This window comes from Brevundimonas sp., assembly GCF_032017145.1.
GTDB lineage: Bacteria > Pseudomonadota > Alphaproteobacteria > Caulobacterales > Caulobacteraceae > Brevundimonas.
In genome coordinates, this window is sequence record NZ_DALZQC010000087.1 from 1 (window position 1) to 14,044 (window position 14,044).

A 14,044-nucleotide genomic window follows, 5' to 3' on the forward strand; every position below is an offset into this window, starting at 1 on the left:
CGACCAGTCCAGGTCGGGGCAGGGCGCGTGGGCGGCGGCCAGGATGGCGCGCAATTCGGCGGCCGAGGCGACGCTGGCCACCACCTTGTCCACCCCCTTCAGCGACAGGGCGTAGGCCAGGGCGGCCTGCATGGGGTCGCAGCGTTGCTCGGCCAGACGCCGGCGCGTGCGCGACAGGGCCTGGGCGTGGCTGGCCAGTTCGGGCGGCAGGTCCTCGCCCCCCGCGAACAGCAGGCCGTCGGCGAAGACGGACGACAGATGCACGCTCGCTCCGGCGTCGGCGATGGCCTCCAGCACGCCGTCCTGGGCCGCGCGCTGATCCAGCAGGCTGCACGGCACCTGGACCACGTCGGCCTCCAGGCGGCGCGCCAGAAGGGCGGGACCGTCCTCGATCGCGGCGCAGAAGCCGATGCGGCGGAACAGGCCGCGATCCTTCAGATTGCGGGCGCGGTCCCACAGGGCGCGGCCCTCGGCGCCGGCCAGATCGGCGGCGTTGGAGATCAGAAGCACGTCGCCGCGTGGCAGACCCATCCGCTCCAGCGAGCGACGGGCGCGCGCCTCGACCCGATCCAGACCTTCGCTCAGGGCCACGGTGCGGACCGTGACCTGGAAGGGCGAGGGGAAGGGCCAGGCCTGGCCCAGCAGCCGTTCGCCGTCGCCGTCCGGCCGGGTGGCGATCAGTTTGACGCCCGCATCCGCCCCGGTCTGCAGCAGGAAGCGCATCGCATCCTCGCGCGCGCCGGACGGGGCGGTCATGAAGGCGCCGGGCGCGCGTTCGGGCGCGGTCACCACGGCCAGGGCCAGGCGATGGATGGGCGACGACGCCGAAGGTGTGGCGGGGGAATACGACACCCCCGCACTTTGACGCGCAATGCTTAAGGGACGCTGAGCGAGACCTTAAGCGAACCCTACTTATCCACCGCTGATATGCGTCGGTCCCAAGGTTTTCAGTCGGCGTCGGGCTGGCGATCCGGGTGGGCGGCGTGGAAGGCGGGGTGGTTCAGCGCCTGGGCCTCTATGGCCAGAAGACCGGGCCAGGGCGACAGGTCCATGTTGAAGCGTCGGGCCGAATAGAGCTGCGGGATCAGATAGCAGTCCGCCAGGGTGGGGGCGTCGCCGAAGCACCAGCCCGCCCCATGGCGGGCGACCAGGGCCTGGAACGCATCGAAGCCCGGCGCGATCCAGCCGGCGGCCCAGGCGTCGACCGCGGCCTGATCGGCGCCGAACTCGGCCCGCAAAGCCTTCAGCACCCGCAGATTGTTCAGCGGATGGATGTCGCAGCCGATCAGGGCGCACATGGCGCGCACCATGGCGCGGTCGTCGGCGGCGGCCGGTAGCAGCGCCGGGGCGGGATGGGTCTCCTCCAGCCACTCCAGAATGGCCGGGCTCTGGATCAGGACGCGGTCGCCGTTCTGCAGGGCCGGCACCATGCCCTGGGGGTTCAGGACCAGATAGTCCGGCGTCTTCTGCTCGCCCTTCCTCAGGTCGTGGGCCGCCAGATCGTAGTCGACGCCCTTCAGCGCCAGGGCGATCCGCACCCGATAGCTGGCCCCCGAGCGCCAGTAGCCGTGCAGGATCACGGCCGAACCTCGAAACGCAAGGTCTCCAGCCCGGCGATGGTGACGACGACCCGGTCGCCCGGCTTGACGGGGCCGACGCCGGACGGCGTGCCGGTGAAGATCAGATCGCCGGGCTGAAGCGACCACAGGGCGCCGGCCGCCTCGACGATGCGGTCGGGGTTCAGGATCATGTCGTCCAGCACGCTGTCCTGCTTGACCTCGCCATTGACGGTCAGGCGGATGGCGCCGGCGGGATCGGGCAGGGCGCCCAGGGTGATCGGGCCGCACGGCGCGGACTGGTCGAACCCCTTGGCGGCGTCCCACGGCCGGCCGGTCTTCTTGGCCTCGGCCTGCAGGTCGCGGCGGGTCAGGTCGCAGCCGACCGCCCAGCCGACCACGCCGACCCGGCCGTCTTCCATCGGGCCGATGGCCGCGACCAGTTCGGCCTCGTAATGAAGATTCGCCGTCGCCGAGGGATAGGCCGGGTCCGCCCCGTCCGACACCAGGGCGTCGCCGGGCTTGGAGAAGAAGAAGGGCGTCTGCTTGTCAGGGTCAGATCCCATTTCGCGCGCATGGGCGGCGTAGTTCTGGCCCACGCACAGGATGCGGCGCACGGGAAACCGCGCGTCATGGCCGACGACGGGCAGGGACGGCGTGGGGCGAGGCGGAAACAGCCATTGGGTCATGGTCTCGTTCTTAATCCCCCGTTCGGAGCCTGACGAGAGGTTTGGCGCGACGCCCCAGCTATGGCTGCGGGAACCTCGCGGAAGGAGTGGCGTTGGCATACGGGGTTCTCTATTCTTTACCGTCAAGCTTTCAACGGAGCGCGCATCATGGCCAGCACCAAGGCCCGAGAAGACATCAAGGCCGACCTGAAGACCCTCAAGGAGGATCTGAAGACCGGCGCCCGCGAGGAAACCCAGCGCCTGCGCGAAAAGGCCGCCGAGGCCGAGGCCAAGCTGCGCGCCAAGAGTGACGAAGTGCGCGAACAGGCGCGCGGCTATTACGACACCGCCCGCACGCGCGGTCGCGAATATTACGACGACGCCGCCGAACGCCTGGACGAGGCGCAGCGCTATGTGGTCGAGCGGGTGCAGGAGCGTCCGCTGCAATCGACCGCCGTGGCGATGGGCGTGGGCGTCATCCTGGGGATGCTGCTGGCCGGTCGTCGGCGCTGATGTTCAAGGGTCTCGTCAAAAAGCTGGTCGCGACTGCCGTCGTCGCGGCCAGCGCCTTTCTGGCCGTCATCTTCCTGGGGTTGTCGATCTTCTATGCGCTCAGCCTCAAGCTGACGCCGCTGGGCGCCGCCGCCGTCACCTTCGGCCTGTTCGCCGTGGTCGCCCTGATCGTGATCCTGGTCTTCCTGCGCAGCGGGAACGACGAGGAGGAGGATGAGGAGGACGAACCGTCCGGCCTGCTGGGCAAGGTGATCCACATCGTTCGCGAACGCCCCATCGTGGGCGCGGTGGGCGGTCTGGGCGCCGCCTTCCTGCTGCTGCGCAATCCGGCCCTGGCGGCCATCGTCGCCAGCATGGTCGCGGACCGCAAGATGGATCAGGGCGGCTATTGGCGCCGTCGCCGTCGTTAAGGGGAATCTGAGCGAACGAGGGAACGGCCAAGACGCCACGACGTTGATGCAGCGGACCGACGAGGGCTTTAGGGTCGCCGACGGCAACATCAACTCAGGAGAGCTAAACCCATGATGCGCTGGGCAATTATCTTCCTGGTCGTGGCCTTGGTCGCGGCCGTTCTCGGCTTCGGCGGCATTGCGAACTTCTCGTTCGAAATCGCCAAATTCGTCGCCGTCGTCGCCATCATCCTGTTCGTCATCGCCCTGGTGGCCGGCGGACTTCGCGGACGCGGCGGCACGCCCCGACTATAAGGGCGCGACCGATCGGAAATTAGGGGACGAGGCTTCGGCTTCGTCCCCTTTTTCATGCGTTGAAACGCGAGCCAGAAAAAGAACTTTACATCGCAAAGTTTATGCATGATCTTTCCTTACTGATCTAGGGAGGAGACCACCATGACCCGCGACACCCAGGCCATTCAGGACGACATCGCCTATATGCGCAACCTCGCGCACGAGGGTCGCCACGCGCCGCTGCTGGCGGGGCCGATCCTGGTCACAGCCGCCATCGTGTTCGGATCGACCAGCCTGATCCAATGGACCATTCAATCGGGTCTGATCCGGCTGAACCCCTGGTCGCAGCTTTGGATCTGGGTCGTCGCAGGCGCGGTGTTCGCCGTCGCCCTGACCGTTCTGATCGGTCGCATCAAGAACAAGTCAGGCTTCGACTCGGCAGGCAACAAGGCCGTCGGGTCGGCGTGGGAGGCGGTCGGCTACGGCATCTTCGTCACCTGGCTGGCTCTGGTCGCCCTGTCGGTGAAGACCGGAAACTGGTCGTGGATGGCGGTGATGCCGACGGCGGTGCTGGTCGCCTATGGCTCGGCCTGGATGATCGGCGCGGCCATGACCCGAACGCGCTGGATGTCGATGACGGCGCTCTGCGCCTACGTCGGCGCCGTGGCGGTGGCCTGGTTCATCGACAGCCCGCTGATCTATCTGGTGTTCACCGCCATTCTGATCGCCGTCGCCCTGGTTCCCGGCCTGATCCTCATGCGCCAGGAACCGGCGGAGGTGGTCTGAGCATGGCCGACGATTTCGACATCGGCCGCATCGACGAGGTCATTCATGGGCGCATCCGCCTGGGGATCATGGCCTTCCTGTCGGGGGCCGACACGGCGGATTTCGCCACGCTGAAGGCGCGACTGCAGACCACGGACGGCAATCTGTCGGTCCATCTTCGCAAGCTGGAGGAGGCGGGCTTCGTCGCCGTGACCAAGAGCTTCAGGGGACGAAAGCCCCTGACGGAGGCCCGTCTGACCGAGGAAGGCCGCGCCGCCTTCGTGGCGTATCTGGATGCGATGGCGGGCCTGCTGCCCGCGCGGTGAAAACAGGGTAGAAGGCGGCGCATGAGCGACCGCCTTCACGCCTTCGAGGCCATCGACAACTTTCGCGACTATGGCGACTACGCCACGGCGGCGGGGCGCCGGGTTCGGCCCGGCCGGCTGTTCCGTTCCGCCCACCATGCGCGGGCGAGCGCGGCGGACCTGGCGCGGCTGGGCGCTCTGGAGATCGGCGCAGTGGTCGATCTGCGCCGGCCCGGCGAGCGCCGCGACCAGCCGTCGCGACGGCCCGACGGCTGGTCCGGCCTGGTGATCGAGGGCGGGATCGACGACGGGGTGGAGGCGCCCCACATCACTTTTCTGAAGACCCAGGACCTGACGCCGGCGTCCGGTCGTCGGTTCATGCAGGACACCTATCGCCGCCTGCCGTTCGACGCGGCGCACAGGGATGTGTTCAGCCGCTATTTCCAGGCCCTGGCCGATCAGGACCGCCCGGTCCTGATCCACTGTGCGGCGGGCAAGGATCGAACGGGGTTTCTGGCCGCCCTGACCCATCATCTGCTGGGCGTGTCGCGCGACGACATGGTCGAGGACTATCTGCTGACCAATGCGGCGGTGGAACTGGTCGGGCGCGCGCCGTCGATCGCGCGGCAGCTGCAGAAGATGACCGGCCGCGTCGCCGCCGACGATGCGGTGGTGGCCTTCCTGGGCGTCGAGGCCGCCTATCTGGACGCAGCCCTGGCGGAGGTCGAGGCGCGACATGGTTCGGTCGAGGCCTATCTGCGTGATGCGCTCGGGGTCGATGCCCCCCGGCGCGACCGGATCGTGGAGCGGCTGTCGGCGTGAGCGATGTGCTGAGCCATCGGGTGGTGCGCGACGCCGCCTGGGTCGAGCCGGTGACGGTGGCGGCGGGGCTGGCGGCGGACGGAACGGACGGGCTGCTGGCGCTGATTTCGGGCGGGGGATCGGGCGAACGCTGGTCGCACGTGGCGGTGCAGCCGGATCGGGTTCAGGTCGGGCCGGTTGAAGGGGTGGCTCTTTTCGATACTCTGCGCGACCCTGCGATCTCGGCGGGGACGGTGGGCTTGGCGGCCTATGACGCCGGCGCGCGGGCGGCGACGGGACGGCGCGGGGCGGTGTGGCCCGATCTGATGCTGGCCCGCTATCCGGCGATGCTGACCTTCGATCACCAGGCCCGCCGGGTCCAGGCGACCGGGCGAGGGGCGACGACCTTGCAGGCCGAGGCGGCGGCGGATCGCGCGCTGGCCTGGTTGGCCACAGCCCGATCCGCCGCTTCGCCCGAACCGCCAGCCGAAACCTTTCACGCCGAGGCGTCGGCCGAAGACTATCGCGCGGCCGTGGCGGATGTGGTGGACCGGATCGCAGCGGGCGAGCTGTTCCAGGCCAATGTGGCGCGCGCCTGGTCGGGACGGCTAAAGCCGCGGGCCGATCCGTTCGATGTCTTTATGCGGTTGCAACAGGATCGCGCCTCGCCCTTCGGCGCCTATTGGCGGATCGGGGATCGGGCGCTGGTGTCCAACTCGCCCGAACTGTTCCTGAGCTTCGATGCGGCCAGCCGCCGGATCGAGGCCCGGCCGATCAAGGGCACCCGGCCGCGCGATCCCGATCCGGCGCGCGACGCCGCCCTGGCCGCCGACCTTCTGGCCAGCGCCAAGGATCGGGCCGAAAACCTGATGATCGTGGACCTGATGCGCAACGATCTGGCGCGGGCGTCCGAACCGGGATCGGTGCAGGTGCAGGCCCTGTTCGCGGTCGAGCGGCATCCGACCGTGCATCATCTGGTGTCGACCGTGACGGCGACGGCGCGGGTCGGGGCCGGCGCGGCGGAGCTGCTGGAGGCGACCTTTCCCCCCGGCTCGATCACCGGCGCGCCCAAACACCAGGCGATGAAGGTGATCGCCGCCCACGAACCGCCGCGCGGGCCCTGGTGCGGATCGCTGTTCCTGATCGGGGAGGAGGGATCGCTGACCGCCTCGGTCCTGATCCGCACGGCCGGGTTCGAGCGGACGGACGGGGTCTGGCGCTATCGGACCCTGGCCGGCGCCGGCATCGTCGCAGACAGCGATCCGGCCGAGGAAGGGGCCGAGACCGACGTCAAGATCTCGGCCATGCGCCAGGCCCTGATCGGGCCTTGAGTGTATCGATCAGCAGGTGGTGCACGTGATGACGTCGACCGTGCGCGGGCGCAGGTAGGCCATCCGCTCGAACCGCGTGAAATAGGGCGCGACCATATCGAACGGCGATGAATAGTCGTAGTTGGCCTCCGCCACGATGACCGACTCCCCGGCCGCCAGCATGTCGGACGGGATCTTGGCGTCGGCTACCGTCAGCTTGCCGGCGACGCCCCGGCTCACGCTCCAATCGACCCTGTAGGTGGTGGTGTCGACGCGGGTGACGCTGCTGACCCTCTGCGTCAGGGGCGAATTGGGGAAGGGTTTGATGATCTGATCCCCGATCGCGAAGATGTCGGTGATCTGGGCCTTGGTCACCTTGTCGTTCTGCGACACCAGGTCCGCCACCATCGATGCGACGTGGCCGGTGCGCTTCAGCGCCATGTAGCCTTGGCAGTATTCCGCCATGCCGAAGTAGAACAGGATCAGAAGAGGGGCCAGGAAGGCGAACTCCACCGCCGCCGCGCCGCGCGCATCCTTGGCCAGTTGTCGAAGCCGCATCATGGGACCGACTTCGTCCAGGGCTCGTTGCGGAAAGCCGTCGCCGACATCATCAGCACCTTGCCCGCACCGACGCGGGAGGTGGCCTGGTTGAGCAGGGGCGTGACCAGCGGATGGACGTACCAGACGCGCACCAGAACCAGATCGCCCGGATTGCCGCCGTCGTAGATCGCCTTGGTCGGGTCGATCTGGCCGTTGGTGATCGGCTCGGGCGGATCGGGCGCGGCGAACTGAGGGATGACGCGCACATCGACGGTGGCGCGGCTGGCGCAGTCGTTCTTGAACACCGTCATCCGGTCGCAAAGCTCGGTCTTGAACCGGGCGGCCGTGAACTTCTGCTGATCGGCCTGACCTGTCCGCACCAAACGGCCCGATTGGGTCGTCGCCGTCTCCAGCAGGGAATCGATCACGAACACCATGCCCAGTTCCAGGATGGCGAAGATCATCATCAGGAAGGGGATCGCCACCATGGCGAACTCGATCGCGGCGACGCCCTCGCGCCCCTGACGGCGGCGTGCGCGGCGCATCCAGCCCGCCAGAAAGGTGCGCGCGATCATGGCCGGCGGATCAGGGCGCAGTCGGGGCGGCGGCGGGCGCGCTGCGGACGCTGGGCGAGCAGGAGGCGCCGCAGGTCATTTCCGTCGCCTGGGCGCCGCGCCAGACCCGCACCGAGCCGGTCGAACCGCCGGAGACGACGATCTCGCGCTGAAACAGGGTGCGGCCCACCCCGTCGACCGCGACCACCTCGGTCACCCCATAGCCCTTGCCGACGATGAACAGGGTGTTAGCGTCCACCATGGAGACGTCGGCGATCTGAGGATTGGCGACGATGATGGAGGCGGCGGCCCCGCGCAGCTGAACGCGGGCGGAACGGTCGATCTCGACATTCAGCGCCCCGTCCTGGGCGTTGGCGACGACGGGGGCGGCCAACAGGGCGGCGGCCAGAAGAACGGCGGGGATGCGGGACATCGGCGGCTCTGAACAACGGCGCGTGCGAACGCGGACACGCGCATGATGGCCGGCGATCCTCAACAAAGACTGAAGCGCCAGAATGAGAATTTTCTTTGGTGAATCCGCGCGTAACCAAACCTCGTGACTCAGATTTAACGGGGGCGCGGCATTGTGATCCTGCGTTTGGGGGTCAAGCGGGCTACCGGCTCCCCCCGCCAAGTTGCTCGCTGGACCATTTGAAAAGGACTATCCCCATGACCAAGTTCATCTCGCGCTTCGCCAAAGACGAATCGGGCGCCACCGCCATCGAATACGGCCTGATCGCCGCCCTGGTCGCCGTCGCTCTAGTCACGGCTCTGACCGCGATGAGTGGAAAGCTTCAAGGGACATTCAATATGATCGCTGGTAAACTTCCCCAGTCGTAAGCCGCCATAGCAATCATGACGGCAGGGGCCGGAGCTGAAAAGCTCCGGCCCTTTTCGCATGCGGAAACTCAACCTTAAGTCCTGTCCGACAATATGGCGGTCATGGATATTCTGCTGCTCATCCTGCTGGGCGTCTTTCCGGCCCTGGTCATCGTCGGCGGTCTGCACGACCTGATCACGATGAAGATTCCCAACTGGATTTCGCTGGCCCTGATCGGCGCCTTCTTTCCGGCGGCGCTTCTGGTCGGCGTGGGGCCGATGGACATCGCCATTCACCTCGGCGTCGGCGTCGCCGCGCTGATGATCGGGATGGGAATGTTCGCCCTGAACTGGATCGGCGGGGGCGACGCCAAGCTTCTGGCCGCCAGCTGCCTCTGGATGGGGCTTAGCGGCGTGGCGCCCTTCCTGTTGTGGACGGGGGTGGCGGGCGGCCTGTTTTGTCTGTTCCTGATCATGGCCCGCCAGTATTTCCCCATGGTCGCGCCGTCGGTGTCCCAAGGGTGGGTCGTCAATCTGATGCAGCCCAAGGGCGACATTCCCTACGGCGTCGCCATCGCCATCGGCGCCCTGATGGCCCTGCCCGAGAGCGGACTGGTTCTGGCTTACGCATCAGGGCGTTAAGGCCAAGCTGACCAGCGTTCGGCGCGCTTAGGAAGCGTTAACCGATAGGCCGCATGATCGTTAACGGTAGGCGTCGGGGACTGAATCCGCGACTCAGGGCGCCAGCCGGAGACCATCTGGATGAAGCCTGCCCGTATCGTCGTTCTGTGCATCGCCGCCGTATCGGCCATCGGCCTGGCCCTTGTTGTCCGGGCCATGGGATCGTCGTCCAACGCCCCCGCCGCGCCCGCCGCCGCCGCACCCGTCGAGGTTCGACCCATGGCCAAGGTCCTGGTCGCGGCCAAGGATCTGCAGCCCGGCAAACGCATCACCGAGGCCGATCTGTCCTGGAAGGACTGGCCCGTCGACGAAGTCGCGCCGGTCTTCATCACGGACGGCGCGACGCCCGTTTCAGCCCGCCCCGCCGCCGACAGCGCCGCCCAGAAGGCTGCGGTCGCCGTCGAGCGCGTCGCCAAGGCGGCGACCGAAATCGCCGGAACCGGCGCCAAGTCCGACTATATCGGCGCGGTCGTGCGCGAACCCATTCTGGCCGGCGAACCGATCCTGGCGCGCAAGATCGTGCGCGCCGGCGACAGCGGCTACATGGCCGCCTATCTGGAGCCGGGGATGCGGGCCATGGCCATCGCCGTGACGGTGGAATCGGCCGCCGGCGGCTTCATCCTGCCGGGCGACCGGGTGGATGTGGTCATGACCGCCGAAACCAACCGCGACGGCGTGGAGGGCGGATCAAAGTCCAAATATGTGTCCGGCGTGGTCCTTCAGAACATCAAGGTCCTGGCCATCGACCAGGCCACGCGGGTCGGCGACGACGCCCAGGCCGTGGTCGGCGCGACCGCCACGCTTGAGGTTCGTCCGCAGGACGCCGTGCTGGTGGCGCAGGCCAAGTCGGAGGGCGAATTGTCCCTGTCGCTGCGCTCCTACGCGGACACAGCCGGGCCGTCCGGCGCCACGCACAGACCCACGCCCGCCCAGTCCCGGCCTCAGGCCGTTCGCATCTATCGCGGCGGCGCGCCCGAAGTGGTGGCCGTGCCATGAAAGTCGATCCGATGCGCCGCTTCCCCAGACAGAAGACCGCCGCCATCGCCTGCGCCCTTCTGGCGGGTCTGGCCGTGGCGCCCGCCGGCGTGGCCCAGACGCGAGCCGCCGTGTCGATGGGAGCGGCCCCGCAACTGATCAACCTGCCGCGCGGCACATCCTTCGCCGTCGATCTGCCGGCGGACGCGCGCGACGTGATCGTCTCCAACCCGCAGGTGGCCGAGGCCATGCTGCATTCGCCGCGCCGCATCACCGTGATCGGCGTCGCGCCGGGCGAGACCGATGCGGTTTTCCTGGACGCCGCCGGGCGCACCATCCTGAGCCTTCGGGTGCGGGTGGACGCCGGCACCAGCGCGCTTCAGGACACGCTGAACCGCATGATCCCCGGCGGCCAGGTCAAGGCCGAAGCCGTCAACGACAGCATCATCCTTAGCGGCGTGGCGGAAAATCCGGCTGTTTCGGCGCAGGCGACGCGCATCGCCTCGGCCTTCGTCTCCGCCCCCGAAAAGGTGCTGAACCTGATCACCGTTCCAGGTTCGGACCAGGTGACGCTGAAGGTCCGCGTGGTCGAGGTGCAGCGCAACGTCATCAAACAGCTGGGTTTCAACACCTCGGCCGTCGTGGGGCGGCTGGGCGACACCCAATGGCTGCTGGGCAATGCGGCCACCTGGGGCGTCAACGGCGCCCTTCTGGGCGGGATCAGCGCCGGTCCTTCGATCGACACGACCAAGAACTACCAGTTGCAAGTTCCTTGCGTCGGCGCGGGCTGGCAGCCTGGGGCGCTTTGTCCGGTCACTGTCAATGGCGGCGCGCCTGGAGACCCGCCGAACTGGAACACCGCCCAGCCCGGCACGGGCCCTGGCTCGGACGGCTTGAACAAGGGCGAAGCCATGATCAAGGCGTTCGAGCGGGTCGGCCTGCTGCGGACCCTGGCCGAACCGAACCTGACCTCCGTCAATGGCGAAGCCGCCAGCTTCCTGGCCGGCGGCGAGTTCCCGGTGCCGGCCAGCCGCGACGCCCAGGGCCAGATCACCGTCCAGTACAAGCCGTATGGCGTCGGCCTGGCCTTCCGTCCGGTCGTGCTGTCGGGCGGCCGCATCAGCCTTCAGGTCAAGGTCGAGGTGTCCGAACTGTCGTCTCAGGGCGGCCTGACCATCGGCGCCGGCACGCCCTCGTCCATCACCCTGCCGGGGCTGACCGTCCGGCGCAGCGAAAACACCATCGAAATCCCCTCGGGCGGCTCGATGATGATCGCGGGCCTGCTGCAGGAAAACAGCCGCCAGGCCGTCGATTCCTTGCCCGGCGTCACCAATCTGCCGGTGCTGGGCCAGCTGTTCCGGTCGCGCGATTATCTGATGGGCGAGACCGAACTGGTCGTGATCGTCGAGCCCTATATCGTCAGCCCGACCTCGCCCGATCGGATGCAGACGCCGGCGGACGGCCTGCGGATCGCCTCGGACAGTCAGACCATTCTCTTTGGCCAGTTGAACCAGGTCTATGGGCTGCCGAACGCGCCCCCGGCGGGTTCGGTCGGCTATGTGATCGAGTAAGCGCCCCATGATCCGCACCCCGATTATCGCTCTTGCAACCCTCTGCACCCTGGCCCTGAGCGCCTGCGTCGGCGGCCCGGCCAGCCTGGGCGGCGAGCCGCCGCTGACCCCGACCTCGCGCTATGCGCTTCAGGTGGAGCCGAACCTGGACCGGATCGCCCTGGCGGTGCATGACGCCGGCCTGTCATCGACCCAGAACGCGGCCCTTCAGGCCCTCATCGGCCGCTACGCCCAGGCCGACGGCGGGCCGCTGGTGATCGAGACCCCGGCCGGCGCCGACCCGGTCGCCCTCAATCAAGCCTATGCCGTTCAGGCCGCCCTGTCCGCCTGGGGCGTGCCGGCCGACCGCATTCGTCTGGTCAGCTACGCCGCGCCAGACCCGCGCGCGCCGGTGGTGGTGGGTTTCGAGACCCTGCGCGCCGTCGTGCCCCAGTGCGGGCGCAACTGGGGCAATCTGAGCCGGTCGGGCGATAACCAGTCCGCCTCCAACTTCGGCTGCGCCGTCACGGCCAATCTGGCCGCCCAGATCGCCGATCCGCGCGACATCCAGCAGCCGCGCGCCATGACGCCCGCCGACGCCAGCCGCCGCACCGTGGTCTTCGATCAGTACCGCGCCGGCAAACAGACCTCGGCCGAGGCGGAAACCCTGGTGCGGGAAACCGCCGTCTCCCGCGCGGTGAACTGAAGCCATGAGCACAGCGCCCGCCCCCCGCCCCTTTGAAGCGTTCGACGACGACTTCGACGCGGACATGGACTTCGACCACCTGCCCGCGACGCCGGGCGTCGCGTCTGCGCCCACGCCGTTCACCGCCGCGTCCGACGCCCTGCCGGCCGGCGGATACAATCCGGTCGGCGAGGTGGTGGCCCAGGCCGAGGCCAGTCTGGCCGAACCCTATCCGGCGACAATGGAACTGACGCCGGCGACCCTGGCCCCGACCGGCCTGGCGCCCGCCGCCGCCATCGGCGAGGTGTCGGTGCCGCGCATCGCCATCCATGTCTTCGCCGAGCGCCAGGATACGCTGGCCGCCGCCGAGCGCGCGGCCCAGGATCGGCGCCTGTCGCGCGCCACGACCCAGATCCGCATCGGCGGCGTCGCCGCGGCGGTCGAAACCTATCAGCACGAGCCGACGCCGCCCCTGATCATCGTCGAATGCCTGAAGGACCCCCAGACCCTGCTCTGGGAGGTGGATCAGCTGGCCGAGGTCTGCGACGCCGGCACCAAGGTCATCGTGGTGGGGGCGACCAACGACATCATCCTGTTCCGCGAACTGATGCGGCGCGGCGTCAGCGAATATCTGGTCGCGCCCTTGCAGCCGCTGCAACTGATCGCGGCCATCGGCGGCCTGTTCAACGATCCGGCCCAGCCGTTTGTCGGACGCACCATCGCCTTCGTCGGCGCGCGGGGCGGGGCGGGGGCCTCGGCCGTGGCGCACAATACGGCCTATGCAATTTCGGAGCGGATCGGCGCCAACACCGTCATCGTCGACTATGATCTGCCCTTCGGCACGGCGGGTTTGGACTTCAACCAGGATCCGCTGAACGGCGTCGCCGACGCCCTGGGCCAGCCCGACCGGCTGGATGCGACGCTGCTGGACCGGATGATGGTCCGCTGCACCGACAAGCTGAGCCTGTTCGCCGCGCCCGCCAGTCTGGACACGGACTGGGATATCTCGACCGAGGCGTTCGAAGAAGTCACGAACCAGATCCGCGCCACCGCGCCGTTCGTGGTGCTGGACCTGCCGCATCTGTGGTCGCCGTGGATGCGCCGCACCCTGATCAGCGCCGACGAGGTGGTGGTGGTGGCCACGCCAGACCTGGCCAGCCTGCGCAACGCCAAGAACATGATCGACCTGATCCGCCAGGGACGGCCGAACGATGCGCCGCCGCGTCTGGTGCTGAACCAGATCGGCGTGCCGGGCCGACCCGAAATCCCGGCCAAGGACTTTGGCGCGGCCTTGGGCGTCCACGCCAGCCTGATGATCCCGTTCGACGCCAAGACCTTCGGGGCGGCGGCCAACAATGGCCAGATGATCCTGGACGCCGGGTCCAGGACCAAGGCGGCCGAGGCCTTCCAGACCCTGGCCCAGATCGTGTCGCGCCGCGAACTGCCCGCCGTCGCCGGACCCAAGGGCAAGGCGGCGAAGCCGGCCAAACCCGGCAAGGCGGAAAAGGCGCCGAAGCCCGCCGACGGCGCCGCTAAGTCCTTGTTCGCCTCCATGTTCAAGAAGCGCTGACGGATGTTCGGCAAGCGCACAGGCCAGCCCGGCGTCGCCCCGGCGCCCCCGCGACCCGCCCCGGCGTCT

Annotated in this window: 19 protein-coding genes; 13 read left to right on the forward strand and 6 right to left on the reverse strand. The window is 68.4% G+C overall.

Translation table 11 applies throughout. From position 1 onward, the window contains the following. From RTU05_RS13455 to RTU05_RS13465, 3 genes are all read right to left on the reverse strand, one after another. A partial coding sequence (locus tag RTU05_RS13455; protein ID WP_312598873.1) for an aldo/keto reductase occupies nt 1–852 on the reverse strand: 852 nt, incomplete at its 3' end. 95 nt (nt 853–947) lie between these two features. Beyond that, the gene (maiA, locus tag RTU05_RS13460) at nt 948–1,580 is read right to left on the reverse strand and encodes a maleylacetoacetate isomerase (protein WP_312598874.1); all 633 of its coding nucleotides are present in this window, start codon (nt 1,578–1,580) and stop codon (nt 948–950) included. Continuing rightward, entirely contained in the window at nt 1,577–2,245 is a 669-nt protein-coding gene (locus RTU05_RS13465; RefSeq protein WP_312598875.1) for a fumarylacetoacetate hydrolase family protein, read from the reverse strand. The genes maiA and RTU05_RS13465 overlap by 4 nt, the downstream gene beginning before the upstream one ends. Before the next feature lie 147 nt (nt 2,246–2,392). Between RTU05_RS13465 and RTU05_RS13470 the strand changes: the two genes are divergently transcribed. From RTU05_RS13470 to RTU05_RS13500, 7 genes are all read left to right on the forward strand, one after another. Then, on the forward strand, nt 2,393–2,737 hold the full coding sequence (locus RTU05_RS13470; protein ID WP_312598876.1) for a glycine zipper domain-containing protein: 345 nt from the start codon (nt 2,393–2,395) through the stop codon (nt 2,735–2,737). Beyond that, nucleotides 2,737–3,147, forward strand: a complete 411-nt coding sequence (locus RTU05_RS13475) for a hypothetical protein (protein WP_312598877.1) — start codon at nt 2,737–2,739, stop codon at nt 3,145–3,147. The genes RTU05_RS13470 and RTU05_RS13475 overlap by 1 nt, the downstream gene beginning before the upstream one ends. A 111-nt stretch (nt 3,148–3,258) precedes the next feature. Continuing rightward, nucleotides 3,259–3,441 (forward strand): DUF1328 domain-containing protein, encoded by a 183-nt coding sequence (locus tag RTU05_RS13480; protein WP_087121113.1) that lies wholly within the window; start codon nt 3,259–3,261, stop codon nt 3,439–3,441. 141 nt (nt 3,442–3,582) lie between these two features. Continuing rightward, entirely contained in the window at nt 3,583–4,206 is a 624-nt protein-coding gene (locus tag RTU05_RS13485) for a hypothetical protein (RefSeq protein WP_312598878.1), read from the forward strand. Nucleotides 4,207–4,208: 2 nt separating this feature from the next. Continuing rightward, nucleotides 4,209–4,511, forward strand: a complete 303-nt coding sequence (locus RTU05_RS13490) for a transcriptional regulator (RefSeq protein ID WP_312598879.1) — start codon at nt 4,209–4,211, stop codon at nt 4,509–4,511. Nucleotides 4,512–4,532: 21 nt separating this feature from the next. Then, the gene (locus tag RTU05_RS13495; RefSeq protein ID WP_312598880.1) at nt 4,533–5,312 is read left to right on the forward strand and encodes a tyrosine-protein phosphatase; all 780 of its coding nucleotides are present in this window, start codon (nt 4,533–4,535) and stop codon (nt 5,310–5,312) included. Next, nucleotides 5,309–6,622: an anthranilate synthase component I family protein gene (locus RTU05_RS13500; RefSeq protein ID WP_312598881.1), complete on the forward strand. Its 1,314-nt coding sequence runs from the start codon at nt 5,309–5,311 to the stop codon at nt 6,620–6,622. Before RTU05_RS13495 ends, RTU05_RS13500 begins: the two co-directional genes overlap by 4 nt. A 9-nt stretch (nt 6,623–6,631) precedes the next feature. On the opposite strand, the gene RTU05_RS13505 is transcribed toward RTU05_RS13500, so the two are convergent. The 3 genes from RTU05_RS13505 to RTU05_RS13515 are packed head-to-tail and all read right to left on the reverse strand — an operon-like array spanning nt 6,632 to nt 8,128. Then, nucleotides 6,632–7,162 carry a TadE/TadG family type IV pilus assembly protein gene (locus RTU05_RS13505; protein WP_312598882.1) on the reverse strand — a complete coding sequence of 177 codons (531 nt, stop codon included), beginning with the start codon at nt 7,160–7,162 and terminating at the stop codon, nt 6,632–6,634. After that, nucleotides 7,159–7,716 carry a TadE/TadG family type IV pilus assembly protein gene (locus RTU05_RS13510; protein WP_312598883.1) on the reverse strand — a complete coding sequence of 186 codons (558 nt, stop codon included), beginning with the start codon at nt 7,714–7,716 and terminating at the stop codon, nt 7,159–7,161. Before RTU05_RS13510 ends, RTU05_RS13505 begins: the two co-directional genes overlap by 4 nt. Nucleotides 7,717–7,726: 10 nt before the next feature. After that, complete coding sequence (locus tag RTU05_RS13515; protein ID WP_312598884.1) at nt 7,727–8,128, reverse strand: pilus assembly protein N-terminal domain-containing protein; 402 nt, start codon at nt 8,126–8,128, stop codon at nt 7,727–7,729. 236 nt (nt 8,129–8,364) lie between these two features. Between RTU05_RS13515 and RTU05_RS13520 the strand changes: the two genes are divergently transcribed. The 6 genes from RTU05_RS13520 to RTU05_RS13545 all read left to right on the forward strand — a co-directional run bounded on the left by RTU05_RS13520 (nt 8,365) and on the right by RTU05_RS13545 (nt 13,975). Then, the gene (locus RTU05_RS13520; protein ID WP_312598885.1) at nt 8,365–8,535 is read left to right on the forward strand and encodes a Flp family type IVb pilin; all 171 of its coding nucleotides are present in this window, start codon (nt 8,365–8,367) and stop codon (nt 8,533–8,535) included. Between the two features lie 102 nt (nt 8,536–8,637). Beyond that, nucleotides 8,638–9,156 carry a prepilin peptidase gene (locus tag RTU05_RS13525; protein ID WP_312598886.1) on the forward strand — a complete coding sequence of 173 codons (519 nt, stop codon included), beginning with the start codon at nt 8,638–8,640 and terminating at the stop codon, nt 9,154–9,156. 120 nt (nt 9,157–9,276) lie between these two features. After that, a complete protein-coding gene (cpaB, locus tag RTU05_RS13530) occupies nt 9,277–10,191 on the forward strand; it encodes a Flp pilus assembly protein CpaB (protein ID WP_312598887.1) in 915 nt (304 codons plus the stop codon). After that, complete coding sequence (locus RTU05_RS13535; protein WP_312598888.1) at nt 10,188–11,741, forward strand: type II and III secretion system protein family protein; 1,554 nt, start codon at nt 10,188–10,190, stop codon at nt 11,739–11,741. Before cpaB ends, RTU05_RS13535 begins: the two co-directional genes overlap by 4 nt. 7 nt (nt 11,742–11,748) lie before the next feature. Further along, complete coding sequence (locus RTU05_RS13540) at nt 11,749–12,426, forward strand: CpaD family pilus assembly protein (protein ID WP_312598889.1); 678 nt, start codon at nt 11,749–11,751, stop codon at nt 12,424–12,426. 4 nt (nt 12,427–12,430) lie between these two features. After that, entirely contained in the window at nt 12,431–13,975 is a 1,545-nt protein-coding gene (locus RTU05_RS13545) for a cellulose synthase operon protein YhjQ/BcsQ (protein ID WP_312598890.1), read from the forward strand. The last annotated feature ends 69 nt before the right edge of the window (nt 13,976–14,044 follow it).